At 71.8% G+C, this 21,703-nt stretch carries 20 protein-coding genes; 3 read left to right on the top strand and 17 right to left on the bottom strand.

The window, feature by feature from the left end:
- Nucleotides 1-14: 14 nt before the first annotated feature.
- From LL946_RS02300 to LL946_RS02275, 6 genes are all read right to left on the bottom strand, one after another.
- Nucleotides 15-992, bottom strand: a complete 978-nt coding sequence (locus LL946_RS02300) for an AAA family ATPase (protein WP_404384375.1) — start codon at nt 990-992, stop codon at nt 15-17.
- Entirely contained in the window at nt 989-2,182 is a 1,194-nt protein-coding gene (locus LL946_RS02295) for a DUF4350 domain-containing protein (RefSeq protein WP_404384373.1), read from the bottom strand. Before LL946_RS02295 ends, LL946_RS02300 begins: the two co-directional genes overlap by 4 nt.
- The gene (locus tag LL946_RS02290) at nt 2,179-2,808 is read right to left on the bottom strand and encodes a DUF4129 domain-containing protein (RefSeq protein WP_404384371.1); all 630 of its coding nucleotides are present in this window, start codon (nt 2,806-2,808) and stop codon (nt 2,179-2,181) included. Before LL946_RS02290 ends, LL946_RS02295 begins: the two co-directional genes overlap by 4 nt.
- Complete coding sequence (locus LL946_RS02285) at nt 2,805-3,923, bottom strand: glycerophosphoryl diester phosphodiesterase membrane domain-containing protein (RefSeq protein ID WP_404384369.1); 1,119 nt, start codon at nt 3,921-3,923, stop codon at nt 2,805-2,807. The genes LL946_RS02290 and LL946_RS02285 overlap by 4 nt, the downstream gene beginning before the upstream one ends.
- A 63-nt stretch (nt 3,924-3,986) precedes the next feature.
- Nucleotides 3,987-5,999 carry a VWA domain-containing protein gene (locus tag LL946_RS02280; protein WP_404384367.1) on the bottom strand — a complete coding sequence of 671 codons (2,013 nt, stop codon included), beginning with the start codon at nt 5,997-5,999 and terminating at the stop codon, nt 3,987-3,989.
- A gap of 9 nt (nt 6,000-6,008) precedes the next feature.
- Nucleotides 6,009-7,394 carry a magnesium chelatase gene (locus LL946_RS02275; protein ID WP_404384365.1) on the bottom strand — a complete coding sequence of 462 codons (1,386 nt, stop codon included), beginning with the start codon at nt 7,392-7,394 and terminating at the stop codon, nt 6,009-6,011.
- Between the two features lie 105 nt (nt 7,395-7,499).
- Between LL946_RS02275 and LL946_RS02270 the strand changes: the two genes are divergently transcribed.
- Entirely contained in the window at nt 7,500-7,844 is a 345-nt protein-coding gene (locus LL946_RS02270; protein WP_404384363.1) for a hypothetical protein, read from the top strand.
- Between the two features lie 45 nt (nt 7,845-7,889).
- On the opposite strand, the gene LL946_RS02265 is transcribed toward LL946_RS02270, so the two are convergent.
- From LL946_RS02265 to LL946_RS02225, 9 genes are all read right to left on the bottom strand, one after another.
- Nucleotides 7,890-8,507, bottom strand: coding sequence for a uridine kinase (locus LL946_RS02265; protein WP_404384361.1), 618 nt, complete (start codon nt 8,505-8,507; stop codon nt 7,890-7,892).
- A complete protein-coding gene (locus LL946_RS02260) occupies nt 8,504-9,415 on the bottom strand; it encodes an aldehyde dehydrogenase family protein (protein WP_404384359.1) in 912 nt (303 codons plus the stop codon). The genes LL946_RS02265 and LL946_RS02260 overlap by 4 nt, the downstream gene beginning before the upstream one ends.
- Before the next feature lie 3 nt (nt 9,416-9,418).
- Nucleotides 9,419-10,858, bottom strand: a complete 1,440-nt coding sequence (locus LL946_RS02255; protein WP_404384357.1) for an aldehyde dehydrogenase family protein — start codon at nt 10,856-10,858, stop codon at nt 9,419-9,421.
- 10 nt (nt 10,859-10,868) lie between these two features.
- Entirely contained in the window at nt 10,869-11,870 is a 1,002-nt protein-coding gene (gene deoC, locus LL946_RS02250) for a deoxyribose-phosphate aldolase (protein ID WP_404384355.1), read from the bottom strand.
- A gap of 31 nt (nt 11,871-11,901) precedes the next feature.
- Nucleotides 11,902-12,807, bottom strand: coding sequence for an endonuclease/exonuclease/phosphatase family protein (locus LL946_RS02245; RefSeq protein ID WP_404384353.1), 906 nt, complete (start codon nt 12,805-12,807; stop codon nt 11,902-11,904).
- 154 nt (nt 12,808-12,961) lie between these two features.
- A complete protein-coding gene (locus LL946_RS02240; RefSeq protein WP_404384351.1) occupies nt 12,962-13,444 on the bottom strand; it encodes a DUF1992 domain-containing protein in 483 nt (160 codons plus the stop codon).
- 3 nt (nt 13,445-13,447) lie between these two features.
- Nucleotides 13,448-14,281: an isocitrate lyase/phosphoenolpyruvate mutase family protein gene (locus tag LL946_RS02235; RefSeq protein WP_404384349.1), complete on the bottom strand. Its 834-nt coding sequence runs from the start codon at nt 14,279-14,281 to the stop codon at nt 13,448-13,450.
- 53 nt (nt 14,282-14,334) lie between these two features.
- Nucleotides 14,335-16,044 (bottom strand): phospho-sugar mutase, encoded by a 1,710-nt coding sequence (locus LL946_RS02230; RefSeq protein ID WP_404384347.1) that lies wholly within the window; start codon nt 16,042-16,044, stop codon nt 14,335-14,337.
- A 12-nt stretch (nt 16,045-16,056) separates the two neighbouring features.
- Nucleotides 16,057-16,905 carry a purine-nucleoside phosphorylase gene (locus tag LL946_RS02225; RefSeq protein WP_404384345.1) on the bottom strand — a complete coding sequence of 283 codons (849 nt, stop codon included), beginning with the start codon at nt 16,903-16,905 and terminating at the stop codon, nt 16,057-16,059.
- A 28-nt stretch (nt 16,906-16,933) separates the two neighbouring features.
- Here LL946_RS02225 and LL946_RS02220 point away from each other — a divergent pair, with 28 nt between their 5' ends.
- Together LL946_RS02220 and LL946_RS02215 are read left to right on the top strand one after the other, a co-directional pair.
- On the top strand, nt 16,934-18,352 hold the full coding sequence (locus tag LL946_RS02220) for an NAD(P)H-quinone dehydrogenase (protein WP_404384343.1): 1,419 nt from the start codon (nt 16,934-16,936) through the stop codon (nt 18,350-18,352).
- A 102-nt stretch (nt 18,353-18,454) separates the two neighbouring features.
- Nucleotides 18,455-19,171: an Rv0909 family putative TA system antitoxin gene (locus LL946_RS02215; RefSeq protein WP_404384341.1), complete on the top strand. Its 717-nt coding sequence runs from the start codon at nt 18,455-18,457 to the stop codon at nt 19,169-19,171.
- 167 nt (nt 19,172-19,338) lie between these two features.
- On the opposite strand, the gene LL946_RS02210 is transcribed toward LL946_RS02215, so the two are convergent.
- Together LL946_RS02210 and LL946_RS02205 are read right to left on the bottom strand one after the other, a co-directional pair.
- Nucleotides 19,339-21,111 carry an acetyl/propionyl/methylcrotonyl-CoA carboxylase subunit alpha gene (locus LL946_RS02210; protein ID WP_404384339.1) on the bottom strand — a complete coding sequence of 591 codons (1,773 nt, stop codon included), beginning with the start codon at nt 21,109-21,111 and terminating at the stop codon, nt 19,339-19,341.
- A 70-nt stretch (nt 21,112-21,181) separates the two neighbouring features.
- Nucleotides 21,182-21,685, bottom strand: coding sequence for a MarR family winged helix-turn-helix transcriptional regulator (locus tag LL946_RS02205; protein WP_404384337.1), 504 nt, complete (start codon nt 21,683-21,685; stop codon nt 21,182-21,184).
- Nucleotides 21,686-21,703: the final 18 nt, after the last annotated feature.

Below are 21,703 nucleotides of genomic sequence, written 5' to 3'. Positions count from 1 at the left end.
GAGGGTGCCGGGGCTCAGCGGGGTACGGGGACGGAGCCGAGCGCGCTGTCGAGGACCGCCGAGACGTCGACCCCCTCGAGCTCGGCCTCCGGTCGCAGGGACAGCCGGTGGCCGAGGGTCGCGTGCGCGAGGGCCTTGACGTCGTCGGGCGTGACGTAGCCGCGGCCGTTGAGCCAGGCCCAGGCCCGGGCGGTCGACATGAGGGCCGTGGCCCCACGCGGGCTCACCCCGAGCGAGAGAGACGGCGACGAGCGGGTCGCGCGGGCGATGTCGACGACGTAGGCCGCGACGTCGTCGCTGACCTCGACCTGCCGCACGGCGTGCGAGCCGGCCTCGAGGTCGGCGGCCGAGGCCACCGGGTGGAGTCCGGCGGCGCCGAGGTCGCGCGGGTCGAAGCCGTCGGCGTGACGCCGCAGCACCGCCACCTCGTCGGAGCGGGGCGGCAGTGGCAGCGTCACCTTGAGGAGGAAGCGGTCGAGCTGGGCCTCGGGGAGCGGGTAGGTGCCTTCGTACTCGACGGGGTTCTGCGTGGCGGCCACCATGAACGGCGACGGTAGGGGGTGGGGCTGGCCGTCGACGCTCACCTGTCGCTCCTCCATGGCCTCGAGGAGCGCGGACTGCGTCTTGGGTGGGGTCCGGTTGATCTCGTCGGCGAGCACGATGTTGGTGAAGACCGGCCCCTGGCGGAACGTGAAGTCGCTGGTGCGGGCGTCGAACACCAGTGAACCGGTGAGGTCGCCCGGCATGAGGTCAGGGGTGAACTGTACCCGCTTGGTCTGGACGTCGAGCGCCTGCGACAGCGAGCGGACGAGCAGCGTCTTGGCGACTCCCGGCACCCCCTCGAGCAGGATGTGGCCGCGGCAGAGCAGGGCCACGAGCAGTCCGGTGACGGCGGCGTCCTGGCCGACGACGGCCTTGGCCACCTCCGCCCGGACGCGCAGCAGGGCGTCGCGGGCCTCGGGTGCCGTGGCCTGGGTGGGGTTCTCGGTCATGGGCGGTGTGCCTTCTCCTCGAGGTCGGACAGGTCCTGGGCGAGCCGCACCAGCGCGGCGTCGTCGGTGGGGTGTGGGCCCGCGACGAGGTCGAGGACCTCGCTCACGGGGCGGCCGGTGGCGGCCGAGATCGCGCGGGCGACCGTCTCGACGGAGTCGCTACGACGCAGCCCGAGTCGGGTGCGCAACCGGTCGAGGGTGGCGAGCCGGAGGACGGCGGCCGCCCGGGTCCGGTCCTGGGCCCGGCGGTAGAGGCGGCCTCGGCTCTCCGTCGTCTCGACGGCACGCACGACGACGGGCAGCGGCTCACGGACGAGCCGGCCCAGCCGGCGTCCACGCACGAGGGCCAGCACGACGAGCGAGAACGCCACGAGGGCGAGCGCCGGGGCGAACCACGCCGGCAGGAGCGCACCGTCCTCGGCCTCGCCGTCCGAGTCGACCAGGTCGGTGACGGCGGGCTGATACCAGAGGAGCCGGGTGGAGGCCCCGAGCAGGCGCAGCGCGATGGCGGCGTTGTGCTCCTCGGTGATGACACCGTTGGTGAAGCCGGTGGTCGTCCCGACGATGGTCATCGGCGGGTGGGCCGGGCTCGACGGCAGGTCGAGGAGCCCGGCGCCGTGCTCGCCCTCCTCGTCACCGCCCTCGCCGTCGTCGGCAGGCACGGTGAGCGGGAAGCAGACCCGGGCACCCGTCGACCCGTTGCCGGGCTCGTAGCGCGCGTCGATCCCGATGATCGAGTCGCCCTCGTCGACCGTGCCGATGTCGCAACGGCTCTCGACACGGACGCCGGCGCCGATGGGGAGCGCGGTGGCGTCGGCGCGCAGGGCGCGCAGCTGGCTGGTCGATGGCGACAGCACGACGATGCGGTCGACACCGAGGGACTCCTGCCGGAGCGTCGTGGCAGCCGCGGTGCCGAGGTTGCTCGTGTTGGCGACGACGACCGACGTGTCGTCGTCCCGGGCGGCCAGCGCGGCGCGCACCTCGTCGATCGAGGTGTGGGTCTCGACGTCGACGCCGTTGGCCTCGAGGACGGCGACGAGGGCAGCCCCGCCGGCCGGACCGACGTCGTCGGGGTCCATCGCCTCGCCGGGAGGCGTGGTGGCGATGGCGATGGCTGCGAGCGAGGCGATGCCGACGAGCACGGCGAGCACCCACAGGCCCGTGCGGCGCCACCGGGCCACGGCGCTCACCGTGGCGCTCCGACGGGGGACAGCTCGGGGCGGGAGCCGGCGACGCGCTCGTCGAGGGCCAGGACCGCACGAGCGTCCGCCTCGGCGGCGCGGTCGTGCCCGTAGCGCACGGCGTCGAACCGGTCGGCGGCCGATCGCAGCGCACCGCCCTCGGACGGGAAGGCGCGGCCCAGCTCGAGGGAGGCCTCGTGGGCGGTGCGACCGGGCAGCTCGTCGAGGATGGTCCGCTCCACCGAGGCCGCGACGACGGCGCGGTAGCCGTCGAGCACGACGGTGTCCCAGTCGCCCTGTCGCGCAGCGTCGTTCGCACGAGCGCGGTATGCCGTCGCGTCGGCTCCGCGGTCGTCGAGGACGCCTCGACCGGTCGCCGACCGACGAGCCCGGGCCTCCGGTCGCAGGAGCGCGGCGACGACGAGGGCGAGCAGGGCGAGTGCGAGGAGCACCACGACGGCGAACACCCACGACGGCAGCCCGGGCCCGGTGGTGTCGAGGAGGCCGAGCAGCCACTCACGGAAGCGGTCCCAGAGACTCGGCTCGACGGCATACCGGGGCTTGGAGAGCTCCTCCTCGAGGAGGCGACGCCCCTCGCTCCGGGTGGGGTCGAGCGGTGGGGTGTCCAGGATCATGCGGCGGCGCGGGGCCACGGCGGTGCCGCCGTGCCCTGCGCGGTCTGGACGAGGTGGACGTCGAGGCCCTCGCGGCGGATGCGCTGGTCGACGTAGAGGAGGGCGTCGATTCCGGCGGTGATGGGAGTCGTGATGGCACCGGCGACCACGCCGGTGACGCCGGTGATCACGGCCTGCCAGACGTAGACCTGGTCGAGCGGGATCCCCGTGAAGACGAGCGCGGCGCCGATGATGGCCAGGGGTGCGGTGATCAGCGATCCGATGATGCTGATGGCGATCGAGCTGAGCAGGCGGATGCCGAGGAGGCGCCAGAACCCGGTGCCGGAGGTGAGGCGCCACGACCGGGCGAACGCCTTGCCGACACCCAGATTCTCGAGGATGACCGAGGGGGTGACGAAGGCGAGTCGGGTCCAGAGGAACAGCAGCGCCGGGATGGCCAGCAGGATGGCGAGGATGAGGAGGCCCACCCCGGCCATGACCGTGCCGTCGTCACCGGCGGTGCCGCCGCCGACGAGGACCACGATGGGGATGGCGAGGACGGCGCCGAGGGTGACGAGGATGATGAGGGACGTCAGCAGCGTGGCGCCGACGAGCGCCCAGATGCGGGGGATCGTGCCGCGCCACGTCTCACCCGCGGTGACCTTGCGGCCGAGCACCGCCTGGCCGATGACGTAGGCGAGGAACCCGGCCAGCAGGATCGTCGAGAACCACGACCCGATCGAGGGGATCGTCGTGCCGACCGTGCCGACGAGGCCGGCGCCCTCGTTCGAGACCGACTCCTCGAGCGAGATCGAGTCCTCCTGGCTCGAGACCCAGGCTCCGAGCGCCGTGAACGGGACGAGGAAGACGAGCGACGTGAGCGCCGCGAGGCCGACGGTTGCCGCGACGTTGCCGCGCACGGCACGGAAGACCCCGCCGAAGAGGTCGTTCATCGTCAGCGGGCGCAGCGGGATGATCCCCGGCCGGAAGTCGAGGAGCCGTGGCTGCGGCGGGGGGTAGCTCGGGTGGCCGGGGTAGGCCTGGGGCGGGGGAGGAGTGTCGGGGCGGCCGGCATACGGGTCCGGGTCGGGACGTCCGGAAGCGCCTCCGGGTGCGGTCCAACCCTGGTCACTCATGTGCGTGCCTCCCCACGACGCTGACTGGTCAGAACCCTAACTGAGGGGCGGTTGCGCCACGGCTCAGACCCAGAAGCCGCGGCCACCGTTCCAGTCGCCGAAGTGGTCCCGGTAGGACGTCCCCGGCCCGCGCGACCCGAGGTAGGACCCGACCACCGCGGCGCCGAGGTCGTCGAGCTCCGGGCTGACCATGCGGCCATTCACCCGCCGCGCCATCGACTCGATGAAACGGGCCAGGCCGGGGTCCTCACCGAGGCGGAAGAACGTCACCTGGGCGCCGAGCCGGGCCGAGCCGTCGAGCTCGCGCACCGAGTGGGCGATGGTCACCGGGTCGGGAGGATAGGAGAACCAGACCTCGCCGTCGCGCTCGAGGTGGGCGGTGGGCTCACCGTCGGTGACCACGAGGAGGACCGGCTGCGCGCTGGGGTGTTGCCGGAAGAAGCGGTTGGCCAGCAGCAGCGCGTGGTGCAGGTTGGTGCCCTTCGCCCAGCGTGCGTCGAGCGCCGTGAGCTCCTCGATGTCCATGACCTGCGCGTGCCGGCCGAAGCCGATGAGCTGGAGGTGGTCACCCCGGAACCGTGAGCGGATGAGCTGGTGCAGCGCCAGCGCGGTGCGCTTCATCGGCACCCACCGCCCGTCCATCGCCATCGAGAAGGACGTGTCGACGAGCAGCGCGACGGCGGCCTGGGTGCGGGCCTCGGTCTCGACGACCTCGACGTCGTCGATCTGCAGCCGCACCGACGTCCCGCCGTCACGGAGGACGGCGTTGGTGATCGTGCGCGGGACGTCCCACGACTGGGTGTCGCCGAACTCCCACGCCTTGGTGGCGCCCGACGGCTCGCCGGCCATCCCGTTCGTCCGGGTCTCGCGGGCTCCCGACCGGCCACTCATCCGGTCGGCGACGTCCTTGAGCAGGGCCTTGCCGAGCTGTCGCATCGCCCGGGGCGAGAGTCGCAGCTCACCGTCGGAGCCGCGCTTGAGGTAGCCGCTGTCCCGCAGGGCGTGCTCGAGCTCCCGGAGGGTGCGGGCCTCCACGGCGGCCTGGTCGCCGAGCTGACGGGCGAGGGCGTCGAGGTCGAGGTCGTCGAGCCGTGCCCCGCCGTAGGACTGTGAGAGCTGGTCGGAGAGGGCGTCGAGCTGAGCCAGGTCCTGCAGCGCTCCCGTGCCGTCACCCAGGCCGAGTCCTTCCCCGCCCTCGAAGCCTTCCGACCCCGACCAGTCCTCGCCGGGACGCAGCGCCCGGAGGTTGGCGTCCATGCGCGCGAGCTGCTCCATGAGCCCCGGCGACCCGAAGGCCTGCTGGGACAGCTCCATGAGCTCGGCCCGCTGCTCCGGGGTCATCGAGTTGAGCATCCGCTGGGCCGCGGCGGCCCGCTGGGCCAGCGAGTCCATGAGCTCGTCGATGTCCTTGGGGCTCTCCGGGAAGAAGTCGCCGTGCTTCTCCATGAACTCGGCGAACGCCTTGTCGACCTCTGCCTTGTCCTGCGCGGAACCGTCCGACTGCGCGTGCTTCTCGAGCAGGTCGTTGAGGTCGGAGAGCATCTCCTGGACGGCCGCGCGGTCCTCGTCGGTGGCACCCTCGAGCGCCTGCTTCATGCCGACGAAGCGCTGGTCGAGGAGCTCGCGTCCGAGGAGGTCCTTGATCTGCTCGTAGGCCGCGCGCGCATCGCTGCTCTGCCAGTCGTACGACGAGAGCTCGCTGACCGCCGCCGCGGTGGAGGCGGGCAGGTCGTCGAGCAGGAGCTCTCGGAAGGCACGGTCGTCGTCGTCCATGGTGATGTCGCGGGCGAGCTGGCCGCGCTCGGCCGTGACCGCCTTGTCGAGCAGGGTGCGGACCTCGCGCATCGTCCCGTCGAGGTCATGCTTCTCGAGGATCTCCTGGCGCCGTTCCGCCAGCCGACGGGCCAGGTCGTCGAGCCCGACCTGGTCCTCGCCACCGCGCCGCAGGAACTCGCGCATCGCACGCTCGGGGGAGTAGCCGGCCATGACGTCCCGCCCGATGGCGTCGAGCGCCTCGGCGAGGTCGACCGGTGGTGCGAGCGGGTCGCCGCCGTCGTACCTGCGGTAGCGGCTCATGGTCGTGGCTCAGCCATAGACGGTCTCCCCGCGACCGGACTCCTTGCCGATCCTGCGCGAGAGGAACAGGCCCTCGAGAGCCAGCTCGATCGCCCCGGCGCGGGACCCGTCGTCGGTCGCTCCCAGTCGGTCGGTGACCTGGTCGTAGAGGTCGGACTCGCCCAGGACCGGGAGGCCGGCGAGGAAGTCGCGGGCGCTCACCCGGGCCCCGGTCGTGACCATCGCCCCGTCCTCGATGGCGTCGACGAGGAGGCGGAAGTCGACCCCACCGAGGTGTGCGCGCACCGTCTCGGCGATCGCGGTGCGCAGGAGGTGGGTGAGGATGTCGGACTCGCGGCCCTCCTCGCCGGTCTCGAACTCGATCTTGCCGCCGAGGACGTCGACCGCCGTCTCGAGGTCGACGACCCGCGCGACGGCGGTGTCCTCGCCCTGGGTCGTCGCGCGGTGCAGCGCCGCAGCCGCGATCGTCTCGGCACCGGCGATGGCGAACCTGGCGCTCACGCCGGAGCGCTGGTCCACGCTCGAGGACTCGCGCAGCGCGCGGGTGAAGCGGGCCAGCACCTCGAGGAGGTGGTCGGGCACGTCGGCGACGAGCTCGGCCTCCTGCGCGATGACCGCGATCTCCTCCTCGACCTCGCGGGGGTAGTGGGTGCGGATCTCGGCGCCGAAGCGGTCCTTGAGGGGAGTGATGATCCGTCCGCGGTTGGTGTAGTCCTCGGGGTTCGCGCTGGCGACGACCAGGACGTCGAGCGGCAGACGCAGGACGTAGCCGCGGATCTGGATGTCACGCTCCTCCATGACGTTGAGCATCGCGACCTGGATCCGCTCGGCGAGGTCGGGGAGCTCGTTGATCGCCACGATCCCGCGGTGGCTGCGTGGGATGAGCCCGAAGTGGATCGTCTCGGGGTCACCCAGGCTGCGGCCCTCGGCCACCTTCATCGGGTCGACGTCACCGATGAGGTCGGCGACGCTCGTGTCCGGGGTCGCCAGCTTCTCGGCGTAGCGCTCCTCCCGGCCGACCCAGGCGACGGGAAGGTCGTCGCCGAGCTCGGCAGCGCGCCTGATCGAGCCAGGGGTGATCGGCTCGAAGGGGTGCTCGCCCAGCTCGGAGCCCTCGATCACCGGCGTCCACTCGTCGAGCAGCCCCACGAGCGCACGCAGCAGGCGGGTCTTGCCCTGCCCGCGCTCGCCGAGGAGGACGACGTCGTGGCCGGCGAGCAGCGCCCGCTCGAGCTGCGGGATCACCGAGTCCGTGAACCCGTGCAGGCCCGGCCAGGGATCCTCCCCGGCCCGGAGCTTGGCGAGGAGGTTGTCGCGGATCTCCTGGCGCAGCCGCTTGGGCTCGTGGCCCGCCGCGCGCAGCTGGCCGACGGTGCGGGGCTCAGGTGCAGTCACCTCTCCACGCTAACCCCGGACGTCAACCCCTCCGTATGCCGTGCGCTCGCGCGTGCGAGCGCACGGCACCTTCCCAGCGGCGGTCCACGGTGGGACGCTTGCTCCATGTCGACGCCGCCGTCGGGCGAGGTCCCCACCCACCCACCGGGTCGCAAACCCGGCGGGAAGTGGATCAGCGACGGGGCTGCCCTGGGCGCCGGGGTGATGGGTTTCATCGGCTGGGTCGTCGTCTTCTGGATCCTCGTCATCGCGACCGAGAGCTTCAACGGCGCGACGGGGACGAGCGGTGCCGTCTACTACGCGCTGCTCGTCGCCCTGCTCGGCGGCGCCGTGGGGCTCGTCGTGTGGCCACGGACACGACGTATGGGCCAAGGACTCCTGCTGGCGCTCTCGGTGGGGTTCATCATCGCCGGGGGCATCTGCGTCCCGCTGGTCGTCGGAGCCGTCTGACCCGACGTCAGCCGTCTGCCCCGACGGCAGCCGTCCGACCCGACGTCAGCCGTGCGACGCGGCCAGTCGTGCCTCGACGTCCTTGGCCCTGGCAGCTTCGGCGCCGAGCTCCACCTGGCGACGGATCACCTCGGGCTCGGCGCGCATGAGGGCCAGTCCGCGACGGACGAGCACCATCGGGCTCTTGCGGCGCTCCTTGAGGTCACGGGCGAGCCGCCGCACGAACGTCACGAACGGCCGGTGGTGGATGCACCAGGCGCTGTGCAGGACCCCGGCCACGCGCAGGGAGGCCACCACCTCGGCGGCGAAGATCCCCTCGGCGAGGACGAGCTGGTCGGTGCCCGCGGTCACGGTCGTCGTGTCGACGGCCCGGCTCTTCGAGAGGTCGTAGACGGGCGTGCGCGTCGAGCCGGTCTCGACGAGCTCGCACAGTGAGGCCACCGCGGCGTCGAGGTTCCACGAGTCAGGGTGGTCCCAGTCGATGATCCCGAGCTCCTCGCTCCGGGGCATCGAGGGGTCGTCGAGGTCCCGGTAGAAGTCGTCGAGCCGCACGATCGGCCACCCGTGCGTCGCGTGCAGCCGCTCGGCCAGCCGCGACTTGCCGGCCCCGCTCGGTCCGGCGAGGACGACGACGCGCGCCCGACCGGTCTCGGCCGCGGTCACCGGCCCTTGGGGTGCCAGACCGTCTTGGTCTCGAGGAAGGCGGTGAGTCGGGACAGGTCAGGGGTGGCGCTCCAGTCGGGCTCAACGGCCTCGGCGCCGTCGCCACCGGGGCGCAGGACGCGCTTGAGGTTGTCGGCGCTGGCCTCCTCGAGGGCGGCCCAGTCCACACCCTCGGCGCCGGCGGCACCGGTGAGGTCGATCGCGTTGACGTCGCGATGGCTCGCGAGCCAGGGAGCGATCTCGGCGGCACGGCCGGTGACGATGTTGACGACACCGCCGGGCACGTCGGAGGTCGCCAGGCACTCGGCGAGCGTGATGGCGGGCAGCGGACGCTCGGCGCTCGTCACGACGACGACGGTGTTGCCCGACACGATGACCGGCGCGATGACCGACACGAGCCCGAGCAGGCTCGACTCCTGCGGGGCGAGCACCGCCACGACACCGGTCGGCTCGGACGCCGAGATGTTGAAGTACGGCCCTGCGACGGGGTTGAGCCCGCCGAGGATCTGGACGTACTTGTCGGACCACCCGGCATACCAGACCCAGCGGTCGATCGCCTGCGAGACAACGGCTTCCGCCGCTGCGGGGGTGAGGCCCTCGGCGTCGCGGACCTCCTGGACGAGCTGCGGGCGACGCGACTCCATGACCTCGGCGACGCGGTAGAGGACCTGACCGCGGTTGTAGGCCGTGGCACCGGCCCAGCCGGGCTGCGCGGCCCGCGCTGCGGTCACCGCGTCGCGGCCGTCCTTGCGCGATCCCTGCGCCGCGTTGGCGAGGAAGCGCGGGGTCGCGGTCTTGCCGCGACCGGTGGGGGCGGCATACACCTCGTAGGAACGGCCGCTCTCGCTGCGGGGGAACTTGCCACCGATGTAGAGCTTGTAGGTCTTCTTGACGTCAACGCGGCTCACGGCTCAGGCTCCGGTCTTCACGTAGGGCTCGAGTCCGTGGCGACCGCCCTCGCGGCCGTATCCCGACTCCTTGTATCCACCGAACGGGCTCGTCGGGTCGAACTGGTTGAACGTGTTGGCCCACACGACACCGGCCTTGAGCTGGTCGGCCATCCAGAGGATGCGCGAGCCCTTCTCGGTCCAGATGCCCGCGGACAGGCCGTAGGGGGTGTTGTTGGCCTTGGCCACGGCCTCCTGCGGCGTGCGGAAGGTGAGCACCGACAGGACGGGCCCGAAGATCTCCTCCTGCGCGATGCGGTGGGTCTGCGTGACGCCGGTGAACACCGTTGGCCTGAACCAGAATCCCTTGCTGGGCAGTTCGCAGCCGTTGTCCCAACGGGTGGCGCCCTCGCCCTCGCCGGCGTCGGTGAGCGCGACGATCCGGTCGAGCTGGGCGCGGCTGTTGATGGCGCCGACGTCGGTGTTCTTGTCGAGCGGGTCGCCGACGCGCAGGGTGCCGAGGCGACGCTTGAGGCGGCTCTCGACCTCCTCGGCGATCGACTCCTGCACGAGGAGGCGGGAGCCGGCGCAGCAGACGTGGCCCTGGTTGAAGAAGATGCCGTTGACGATGCCCTCGACGGCCTGGTCGATGGGGGCGTCGTCGAAGACGATGTTGGCGGCCTTGCCACCCAGCTCGAGCGTCGCCTTCTTGCGCGTGCCGGCGATGGCGCGAGCGATCATCTTGCCGACGCCGGTGGAGCCGGTGAACGCGAGCTTGTCGATGCCGGGGTGGTCGACGATGGCCTGGCCGGTCGGGCCGGCGCCGGTGACGATGTTGACGACACCCGCGGGCAGGTCGGCCTGCTGACAGACCTCGGCGAAGAGGAGCGCGGTGAGTGGAGTCGTCTCGGCGGGCTTGAGGACGACGGTGTTGCCGGTGGCCAGCGCCGGAGCGATCTTCCACGCGAGCATGAGCATGGGGAAGTTCCACGGGATGATCTGGCCGACGACGCCGTGGGGGCGCGGGTTCGGGCCCAGCGAGGCGTAGTCGAGCTTGTCGGCCCAGCCGGCGTTGTAGAAGAAGTGCGCCGCCGCGAGCGGGATGTCGATGTCGCGGCTCTCCTTGATCGGCTTGCCGTTGTCGAGGCTCTCGAGGACGGCGAACTCGCGCGCGCGCTCCTGGAGGATGCGGGCGATGCGGTAGAGGTACTTGCCGCGGTCCGCGCCGCTCATGCGCGACCACACCCGCGTGTATGCCGTCCGCGCCGCCTTGACGGCCGCGTCGACGTCCGCCTCACCAGCGTCGGAGACCTCGGCGAGGACCTCCTCGGTGGCCGGGCTGATCGACTTGAAGGCGGTGCCTGTGCCGTCGACGAACTCGCCGTTGATGAACAGGCCGTAGCTGCTCTGGAGGTCGACGACGGCCCGCGACTCGGGGGCCGGTGCGTACTCGAAGCGTGACATCAGGGGTCCTTCAGTAGGCCGTGGAGGGGGAGTCGTCGGCGATGTAGCTGGCGCCGGAGTAGGCGCCGGTCGTCATCCGCTGACGCTGGAGCAGGAGGTCGTTGAGCAGGCTGCTCGCGCCGAAGCGGAACCACTGGTTGTCGAGCCAGTCGTCGCCCGCGATCTCGCTTACGGTGACGAGGAACTTGATGGCGTCCTTGCTCGTCTTGATGCCGCCGGCGGGCTTGACGCCGACCATCTCGCCGGTGAGCTCGCGCCAGTCACGGACCGCCTCGAGCATGATCAGGGTGACGGGAAGGGTGGCCGCGGGCTGGACCTTGCCGGTGCTCGTCTTGATGAAGTCGCCGCCGGCGAGCATCGAGAGCCAGCTGGCGCGGCGGACGTTGTCGTAGGTGACGAGCTCGCCGGTCTCCATGATGACCTTGAGGCGTGCGTCGCCGCACACCTTCTTGACCTCGGCGATCTGGTTGAAGACGGTGAGGTAGTCGCCGCTGAGGAACGCGCCACGGTCGATGACCATGTCGATCTCGTCGGCTCCCGCCTTGACGGCGTCCTTGGTGTCGGCGAGCTTGACCGCCATGCTCGCGCGGCCGCTGGGGAAGGCGGTGGCGACGGCCGCGACCTTGACGCCGGATGCACCGAGCGCCTCCTTGGCCGTGGTCACCATGTCGCCGTAGACGCAGACGGCTGCCGGACGCGGCGTCGACAGGTCGCTCGGGTCGGGCAGCAGCGCCTTGGCGGCGAGACCGCGGACGCGTCCCCTGGTGTCGGCGCCCTCGAGGGTCGTGAGGTCGATCATCGAGATGGCGAGGTCAATCGCCCACTGCTTGCTCGTCGTCTTGATCGACCGGGTGCCCAGACCCGCGGCCCGTGCGTCGCAGCCGACCTGGTCGACGCCCGGCAGGCCGTGCAGCCACGTCGTCAGGGCCTGGTTCGTCAGCCGGGAGACGCCGATGAGGTCGCGTGCGCGGGCCGTGGCATCGGCGGCGGGGACGTTCGTGGTGGTGCTCACCCCGGGAGTCTATCCGCGGCGCGGCGAGGTCCTATCGCGCCAGCGTGCCCACGGAGCGCAGGAGGTGGTGACCGGCGGGAGTGTCGACCGTGTCGGTGCTCGCTGAGCCGGGGAAGGGCGTGCGGCCGCTCGACCACAGCACGTAGTCGATCCGGTTGCCCTTGTCGGTCGTGGGGTCGGTGAGACGGCACGCGCAGTCGTGCTGGGCACCGTCGTAGAAGTCGCCGATGCCTCCCACCGCCGGGCCGAGCACCAGGTCCATGACGGGCGACTGGTTCGGGTTGTCCGGGGAGGAGGTCATGTTGAGGTCGCCACCGACGACGACGGCCCAGCCGCGCTCACGGTAGGGCGCAGTGAGGTCCACGATGGCCCGGACCTGGGGCTCGCGCTCCGGCTGGGTGCCGCGCCCGCCGGACGTGGGGAAGGCCGACAGGTGGGTCGAGCAGCCAAGTGTGGGGATGCCGGTGCGCCGGAACTCCACGCAGGCGATCCCGAACTTCTCGACGCCGTCGGCGTTGTTGTTCGGGTAGTCCGGCGTGAGAGTCGGGCGGTTCGCCGCCCCCGTGTGGATGACCAGCTCGCCGATGAAGTCCCCACCGCACCCCGGGTTGCGGCTGTTGCCGAAGTGTCGCTTGCGAGGGTGGTAGGCGAACGTCCAGCCCGGATGCTCCGAACGCAGCTCCTCGAACCAGGGACGGCACACCTCCTGCACCGTCACGAGGTCGGGCCGTTGCTCCTCGACCTCCTGGACGACGACGTCCCAGGCCGCCGGGACATGGTCGGTGTTGTGCTGTACGACGCGGAGCTCTGCGGCCGCCGCCGTCGCACCACGCTCGGGGCCGGGCACCCCGAGCGGCCGGGCCGTTGCGCTCGTCGAGAGCACTGCGAGTGTTGCCGCCCCACCCAGGGCCAATGCCATCCGCACGCGTCGAGTCATGGTTGGTGAGGGTAGGGACCGTCCGCGAACGCCCCGCCAACCCGAGATGAGGAGGATGTGACGTCCACGCGGACAGACTCAGCGTCGATGCGTCCAGGGAGACGCGGGCCCTGGCACGCGTCCGGCTGGACACATCCGCGGATGTCGACAGCTCTCAGGTGGAGCGTCGCCAGAGGCGCCACCACGGTCGCCGCCCGGGCCCGACCACGGGTGCGGGAGGCTCCGGCGGTGACGCGGCCGCGGCGAGCTCGGCACGCAGCGCCCGCCACTGCTCGACCATCTCGTCGCCGTCGACGGTCGGCGCCCACACCGGCGAGGCCGTGCCGAGCGCGGGACGACGCCGGTCCTCGACCACCCGCGCGTTGTAGTCGCGCAGGATCTCGCGCACTCCCTCCTCGGTGCGGACGTCGGCCAGTGACTCGGGGAAGGACGCCCGCTCGCGTCGCAGCAGCATCACCGGCGGGAGCGCATCCGAGGGGTCGAGCCCTTCGCGCGCCATCATCTTCTTGATCCACCAGTCGGGGTCGGGGTCGTCGAGCCCGCGCAGCGGCTTGCCCGCCCCGGGGAGGTTCTCGAACTCACCCCGCTCCTGCGCCTCGCGGATCTGCTTCTCGACCCACAACTCGTGGAAGGACACCGCTCACTCACCTCCTGTCGTGGGCGCCTCGATCCCGGACATCAGCCCGTTGACGTCGGGCAGCACCGCGAAGCCGGCGAACGTCCCGTCCTCGAGGATCTCGCGCGCCGTCTCGAGCCAGCCACCCCACGCAGCACGAGCCAGGGTGCCGCCGACGCTGATCCGACGCACGCCGAGACGTGCGGCCTCGCCGACGGTGACGAACGGTGCGTTGACGAGCAGGTTGACCGGCTTGGGCGCCACGGCCTCCACGATCGCGCTCACGTGCTCCACCCGGTCGAGCCGCGGCGCGTAGAGGCAGTCGGCGCCCGCCTCGGAGTAGGCACGGAGACGGCGGATGGTCTCGTCGATGTCCGGACGTCCGACGACGAACCCCTCCGACCGACCGGTGAGGACGACACCGGTGCCGGACTCGTCGATCGCTCGACGGGCGGCGGCGATCCGGGCCACCGAGAGGTCGACGTCGAGCAGGGGCTCCTCCGGGTCACCCGACGAGTCCTCGATCGACAGTCCCGCGATCCCCGTCCGCACCGCGTCGGCGACGTTGCCCGCCACCTCGTCCGGGTCGACGGCATACCCGCCCTCGAAGTCGGCGTTGACCGGGACCGAGACGGCACCGGCAACCTCGCGCAGGTGGTGGAGCACGTCCTCCAGTGGCGCGTGGGAGTCGGCCCGGCCGCGGGTCCAGGCGAACCCGGCACTCGTCGTCGCCAGGGCCGCGAAGCCCAGATGCTCCAGCACCCGTGCGCTCCCGACGTCCCACGGGTTCGGCATGACGAAGCAGCCCGACTCGTGCAGGGAGCGGAACTGGGCGACGCGGTCGGCGGCGGCGGTCATGGGGAGCACCTCGTGGTCCGGGATCTCCACTGTATGCCGGTCGGCCGCCTCGGTCAGGGTGTCGTGGCAGCCTCGAGGTCGGTGCGGATCGCAGCCAACCGCTTGGCCGCACGTGAGCGTGCCCCGGCGAGGTCGTCGGCCTCGACGGCCTCGATCACCTCGAGGTAGACCTTGAGCTTGGGCTCGGTCCCCGACGGTCGCACGATGACCCGCGACTCGTCGGCGAGGAACCAGCGCAGACCCTCGGTAGGCGGCAGACCGCCGTCGCCGAGGGCCAGGTCGTCGACGCGCGAGACCTCAACTCCCGCAACGGACTTCAGCGGCTCGGCGCGCAGCCGCGCCATGATCCCGTCGATCAGCGAGAGGTCGTCGACGCGCACCGAGAACGAGTCGGTCGCGTGCACGCCGTGCTCGACTGCGAGCTCGTCGAGCCGGTCGGGGATGGAGCGACCGGCCGCCTTGAGGGTCGCCACGATCTCGGCGACGACCAGCGCCGCGGACACACCGTCCTTGTCGCGGACCCGGCCGGGGTCGACGCAGTAGCCGAGCGCCTCCTCGTAGCCGTAGCGCAGCCCGGGCACGCGCGAGATCCACTTGAACCCGGTCAGGGTCTCCTCGTGCGCCACACCGCGGGCGCGACACACCGTCGCCAGCATCCGCGACGACACGATCGAGTTCGCGAAGACGTCGCCGTCGGACACGCCACGGTCGAGCAGGTGCGCACCGAGCAGCACGCCCACCTCGTCACCGCGGAGCATCCGCCAGCCGCCCGGACCCGGCACGGCGACGGCGCACCGGTCGGCGTCGGGGTCGTTGGCGATGACGACGTCGGGACCGGTCTGCTCGGCGAGGTCGAGCGCGGCGTCCATCGCGCCGGGCTCCTCGGGATTGGGGAAGGACACGGTCGGGAAGGCGGGGTCGGGCTGCGCCTGGCTGGGGACGGGCAGCGGTGCGGCGTACCCGGCCGCCTCGAACGCCCGCGCGACGGTCTCGGAGCCGACGCCGTGCAGCGCCGTGTGCACGACGACGAGGTCGCGCGGCGAGTCCGCCGTGACGACACCGGTCACCGTGGAGAGGTAGCTCTCGAGCACCTCGTCGTCGAGCGTGTCCCAGCCGTCGTCGGGCAGCGGCACGTCGGCGACGCGGTCGACGTGGGCGATCTCGGTGGCGATCTCGGCATCGGACGGCGAGACGATCTGCGACCCGTCACCGAGGTAGACCTTGTAGCCGTTGTCCTGCGGTGGGTTGTGACTGGCAGTCACCATGACACCGGCGTCCGCGCCGAGGTGCCGGATCGCGTACGCCAGGACCGGGGTCGGCAGCGGCCGCGGCAGCACGACCGCTCGACCGCCCGCGCCGACGACGACGGCCGCCGTGTCGCGCGCGAAGACGTCGGAGTTCGTCCGTGCGTCGAACCCGACGACGACGAACGGCTCGCGGACGGTCTTCTTCAGATATGCCGTGAGGCCGGCTGCCGCGCGGATCACCACGGCGCGGTTCATCCGGTTCGGGCCCGCACCGAGAGCGCCGCGAAGTCCGGCCGTGCCGAACTCGAGCATTCCGGCGAAGCGGTCGCACAGGTCGGCGAGGGCCGCGTCGTCACCACTGCCGGCGGCATCGAGCACCGACTGGAGCTCGGCCCGGGTCTCGTCGTCGGGGTCGTCCCCGAGCCAGGCCTGGGCAGCCCCGAAGAGGTCGGAGTGGTCGTCAACCGCGTCGGAGGGTGAGAGGTCCGCGGACTCGTGGCGGCCGGCATACGTCATGGCAGGCCCCTCTCAGATCTTGGCGACGACGGCGGCGAGGAGCGTGCCGCATCTCTCGGCGGCCGCCCTGCCCGCCTCGAGGACCTCTTCGTGGTTGAGCGGCGTCTTGGAGATGCCGGCCGCAGGGTTGGTCACGAGCGAGATGCCGAGGACGTCCATGCCGCTCTGGCGCGCGGCGATCGCCTCGAGGGAGGTCGACATGCCGACGAGGTCGCCGCCCATGACCTTGGCCATCTGGACCTCGGCGGGTGTCTCGTAGTGGGGGCCACGGAACTGGACGTAGACACCTTCCTCGAGGCCGGCGTCGACCTCGCGGGCGAGGTCACGCAGCCGCGGGGTGTAGACGTCGGTGAGGTCGACGAAGTTGGCGCCCTCGATGGGGGAGTGCGCCGTGAGGTTGATGTGGTCCCGGATGATGACCGGGGTCCCGGGAGGCCACTCCTCTCGCAGGCCCCCGCAGCCGTTCGTGAGGACGATGGTGCGGCAGCCGAGGGCGGCCGCGGTCCTCACGCCGTGGACGACCGAGCGCACGCCGCGCCCCTCGTAGAAGTGGGTGCGCGTGCCGAAGACGAGCGCCCGACGGCCGGTGTCGCCGATGGCGACCGAGCGCATCGTGCCCGAGTGGCCGGCCACCGCGGCCTTGCCGAACCCGGGCACGTCGGTGTTTTCGATCTCGACCAGGGTCTCGCCGATGAGGTCTCCGGTCTGCCCCCAGCCGGAGCCGAGGACGAGGGCGACGTCGTGGGTGTCCACACCCGTGCGGTCGCGGATGACGGAGGCGGCTGCCTCGGCGACGGCGAACGGGTCGGTCGCCGGATCGGCGAGGTCGAGCGGGTGCGGGACGGGGGCGTTGTCGGTCACGCGAGCAGGGTATCCGCAGCGTGGTTGGATGGGCTTCGTGAATGCGCGAACGACCCGAGTGGTCATCCTCGGCGGCGGACCCGGCGGCTACGAGGCGGCCCTGGTGGCAGCTCATCTCGGCGGGGCGGTGACGATCGTCGACCGCGACGGGCTCGGGGGAGCCGCCGTCCTCACCGACTGCGTCCCGTCCAAGACGCTCATCTCCACCGCCGACTACATGTCCGAGTTCGAGACCGCCGCCGACCTCGGGGTCCACCTCGAGGACGGCGAGGGTGACGAGGTGAGTGACGCCAAGGCCGAGCTCGCCGAGGTCAACTCGCGCGTCAAGGACCTCGCCGCCGCCCAGAGCCGCGACATCACCGAACGGGTCGACGAGGTCGGTGTCCGCATCGTCCCCGGCACCGGTCGGCTCCTCTCGGCGACGAGGGTCGAGGCGACCCTGAACGACGGCGGCACCGAGACGCTCGACGCGGACGTCGTCCTCATCGCGACCGGCGCGACGCCGCGGGTCATGGACTCGGCCAAGCCCGACGGCGAGCGCATCCTCACCTGGCAGCAGATCTACGAGCTCGACGCCCTGCCCGAGCGGCTCGTCGTCGTCGGCTCCGGCGTGACCGGCGCCGAGCTCGCCCAGGCCTACCTCGGGCTCGGGTCCGACGTCGTCCTCGTCTCCTCGCGCGACCGGGTCCTGCCCGGCGAGGACCCGGACGCGGCGACGGTCATCGAGGACGTCTTCAAGCGACGCGGCATGGAGGTGCTCGGCCGGTCCCGCATGGCGGGGGTCGAGCGCCGCGGTGACGGCGTCGTCGTCCGTCTCGAGGACGGCCGTGAGGTCGAGGGGTCGCACGCCCTGCTCGCCGTCGGCTCGGTCCCGCAGACCGCCGGGATGGGACTCGAAGAGATCGGGGTCGACCTGACTCCCTCGGGTCACATCGTCGTCGACCGGGTCTCCCGCACCTCCGTGCGAGGCGTGTATGCCGCGGGCGACTGCACGGGCGTTCTGCCCCTTGCGTCCGTGGCGGCGATGCAGGGCCGGATCGCGATGTCGCACGCCCTGGGTGACGCGGTCGCCCCCCTCAACCTCGGCGTCGTGTCCGCCAACATCTTCACCGACCCCGAGATCGCCACCGTCGGCATCTCCCAGAAGGCTGTCGACGAGGGCACGGTCGACTGCGACGTCGTCACGCTGCCGCTGTCACGCAACGCGCGCGCCAAGATGTCCGGCATCAACGACGGCTTCGTCAAGCTGTTCGCGCAGAAGGGATCCGGCGCCCTCATCGGTGGTGTGGTGGTCGCACCGCGCGCCTCGGAGCTGATCTTCCCCGTCACGCTGGCCGTCCACCACCGGCTCAACGTCGACCAGGTGGCGAGCACCTTCACGGTCTACCCGTCGCTCTCGGGCTCGATCGCCGAGGCTGCGCGCCGCCTGCACTCGACGCTCGGCTGACCCCTCGGCTGAACCCTCGGACCGGCGAGGTCCAAGGCCCACAGCGCTCCCTTGCGTGGCTAGTTTGGACATCATCCGAACCCCGACGCAGGGAGATCCACGATGAGTGACGAGAAGCGGCCGATCACCGGCGACGAGGCCCTCGACAAGGCCAAGGACTACGCCCAGGACAACCCGGGCCACGCACGGAGCGCCATCGACAAAGTCGAGGACTTCATCGACCAGAAGACCGGTGGCAAGTTCTCGGACATGGTCGACAAGGGCGGCGACATGGTCGAGAAGCAGCTCGGCCTCCCGAGCAACGAGGGTGGCACGCTGCCGTCGGACCCGAGCGCCCCGCCGGCGGACCCCGGCTCGACGCCCACGACCCCGACGACTCCGGTGCCGCCGTCCGAACCGGCCGAGCCCGAGCAGCCCGGCGAGGTGCCGGTCCCGAACCCGTCCCCGGGCACCGGTGACCCACAGCCGCAGCAGGACCCGACGGCTCCGAGCGACACCACCGACACGACGGCCCCGCCGTCGACGATTCCGGGTGACGGTTCGGACCAGGCGCCGGACACCTCGTTCCCGCCGGCGGAGGCCGAGCCCGCCACGCAGGGATCGCCGAGCCCGGGCGAGGCCGGCGGGCTGCCCGAGGGTGGTCCCACCCAGCAGGGCGACCCGGGGGCGACCACGGCTCCCGGCGGGACGCAGCCGGCTGACGGTGGCAACCAGATCGACCTGGGCCAGAACGACGGCTCGGGTCGGACGAACCCGTCCCTCGACGAGGAGCTCGGCGACAAGGGCTTCGGCGGAGAGGGTTCCACCCCCACCCGCTGAGGACTCGCCCACGACGCGACGTGCGGACGCCCCGGATGCCGAATGACCGGCATACGGGGCGTTCGCGTGTCTTCACCCTCGTGAGGGATGCTCAGGTCCGACCCGCCCGAACGCCCCTCGCGGGGTGCGCGCCCGCTTCCAGGGTGAGCCTGAGCGCGTGTATGCCGTCAGGCGTCCTTGATCTCGCAGAGCACCTGGCCGTTGGTCACGGTCGCGCCGACCTCGGCAGAGAGCCCGCTAACCTTGCCGGCCCTGTGCGCGGTGATCGGCTGCTCCATCTTCATCGCCTCGAGCACGACGATGAGGTCGCCCCCGGCCACCTCGGCACCGTCCTCGACGTTGATCTTGACGATCGTGCCCTGCATGGGGGCGGTGAGTGAGTCGCCGGAGGCGGCCGACCCGGCCTTGCTGCCGCCGGAGCGCTTGGGCGCCTTCTTCTTCGCCGCGGCCCCACCACCGCCCAGCGACAGACCGGCGGGCAGGACGACCTCGAGCCGGCGCCCGCCGACCTCGACGGTCACCCGCTGGCGCTCGCCCTGCTCCTCGCCGTCGGCCGATGCCCCGTCGCCGGCGAAGGGTGCGATCTGGTTGTCGAACTCGGTCTCGATCCACCGGGTGTGCACGGTGAACGCCGCCCCACCCTCAGGTGCGAAGGCAGGGTCGGTGACGACGGCGCGGTGGAACGGGAGGACGGTCGGCATGCCGTCGACCTCGAGCTCGGCGAGGGCGCGGCGCGAGCGCTCGAGCGCCTGCTCGCGCGTGCGACCCGTGACGATGAGCTTGGCGATCATCGAGTCGAACGCCCCGGCGACGGTGTCGCCCTCGACGATGCCGGCGTCCCAGCGCACACCCGGGCCGTGGGGGACGACCATGCGGGTCACCGTGCCGGGAGCCGGCATGAAGTTGCGCCCGGCGTCCTCGCCGTTGATGCGGAACTCGAAGGAGTGGGCCCGGGGCGTCGGGTCGTCGAAGCCGAGCTCCTCGCCGTTCGCGATGCGGAACTGCTCGCGGACGAGGTCGATGCCGGTGACCTCCTCGGTCACGGGGTGCTCGACCTGGAGTCGGGTGTTGACCTCGAGGAAGCTGATCGTGCCGTCCTGGGCGACGAGGTACTCGCAGGTGCCGGCTCCGACGTAGCCGGCCTCGCGCAGGATCGCCTTTGAGGCCCGCACGAGCTCGGCGTTCTGCTCGTCGGTGAGGAACGGCGCGGGCGCCTCCTCGACGAGCTTCTGGTTGCGGCGCTGCAGTGAGCAGTCGCGGGTCGAGACGACGACGACGTTGCCGTGCTGGTCGGCCAGGCACTGGGTCTCGACGTGACGGGGCTTGTCGAGGAACTTCTCGACGAGGCACTCGCCGCGACCGAAGGCCGTCACGGCCTCACGCACGGCGGACTCGTAGAGCTCGGGGATCTCCTCGAGGGTGTGGGCGACCTTGAGGCCGCGACCGCCGCCGCCGTAGACCGCCTTGATGGCGATGGGCAGCCCGAACTCCTTGGCGAGCTCGACCACCTCGTCGGCGTCCTTGACCGGGTCCTTGGTGCCGGGGGCCAGCGGAGCGTCCGCCTTGACCGCGATGTGCTTCGCCTTGGCCTTGTCGCCGAGGGCGTCGATCGCCTCGGGTCCGGGGCCGATCCAGATGAGCCCGGCGTCGATGACGGCCTGGGCGAACTCGGCGTTCTCGGCGAGGAAGCCGTAGCCGGGGTGCACGGCGTCCGCGCCGGCCTCCTTGGCGACGGCGATCAGCTTGTCCTGCAGCAGGTAGGAGTCGCCCGGGGTCGTGCCGCCCAGCGCGTAGGCCTCGTCGGCCACCTTGACGTGCAGCGCGTCACGGTCGGGCTCGGCGTAGACGGCGACGGAGCCGATGCCGGAGTCCTTGCAGGCGCGGGCGATACGGACGGCGATCTCGCCGCGGTTGGCGATGAGGACTTTGCTGATGGCCATGCCCCGGAGCGTAGTGGGTCCGCTCAGCCGACGCCCTTGAAGGTCTCGCGGGGTCGGTCACACCTTGCGCTCAGACGTCGAGGGACCGCGCGAGGGCGAGGAGGCCGCGTTCGAGGCCCTCCCGTTCGGCGGGGGAGAGGACCTCGAGCAGGCGCGCCTCGTTGGCCATGTGTGCGGTGAACGCCCGGTCGATGAGCCTCCGTCCTCCGGGCGTGAGCGCGACGAGCCGCGACCGGCCGTCGGTCCCGCTGGGGCGTCGTTCGACGAGCCCGAGGGTCACGAGCCGGTCGACGCGCTTGGTCACCGCCCCGCTCGTGACGACCGTCTGCTCGGACAGGTCGGACGGCGTGAGGGCGAAGTCGCCGCCCTGCCGGCGCAGGGTGGCGAGGACGTCGAACTCGCCCTCGCCGAGCCCGAACTCGTTGTAGACGTGGACGAGCTCCGTCGTGAGTGCAGCCGCGACGCGGTGCAGCCGGCCGATGACGAGGAAGGGCGTCGGGTCGAGGTCGGGGCGCTCGGTGCGCCACTGGTCGACGATCATCGCGGCACGGTCCGGGTGGGGTGCGTCGGGCATGAGCTGGAATATACCTTC

It is taken from the genome of Knoellia locipacati, from assembly GCF_044791685.1.
Classification (GTDB): domain Bacteria; phylum Actinomycetota; class Actinomycetes; order Actinomycetales; family Dermatophilaceae; genus Knoellia; species Knoellia locipacati_A.
This window is presented reverse-complemented; position numbering and strand designations above follow the sequence as displayed.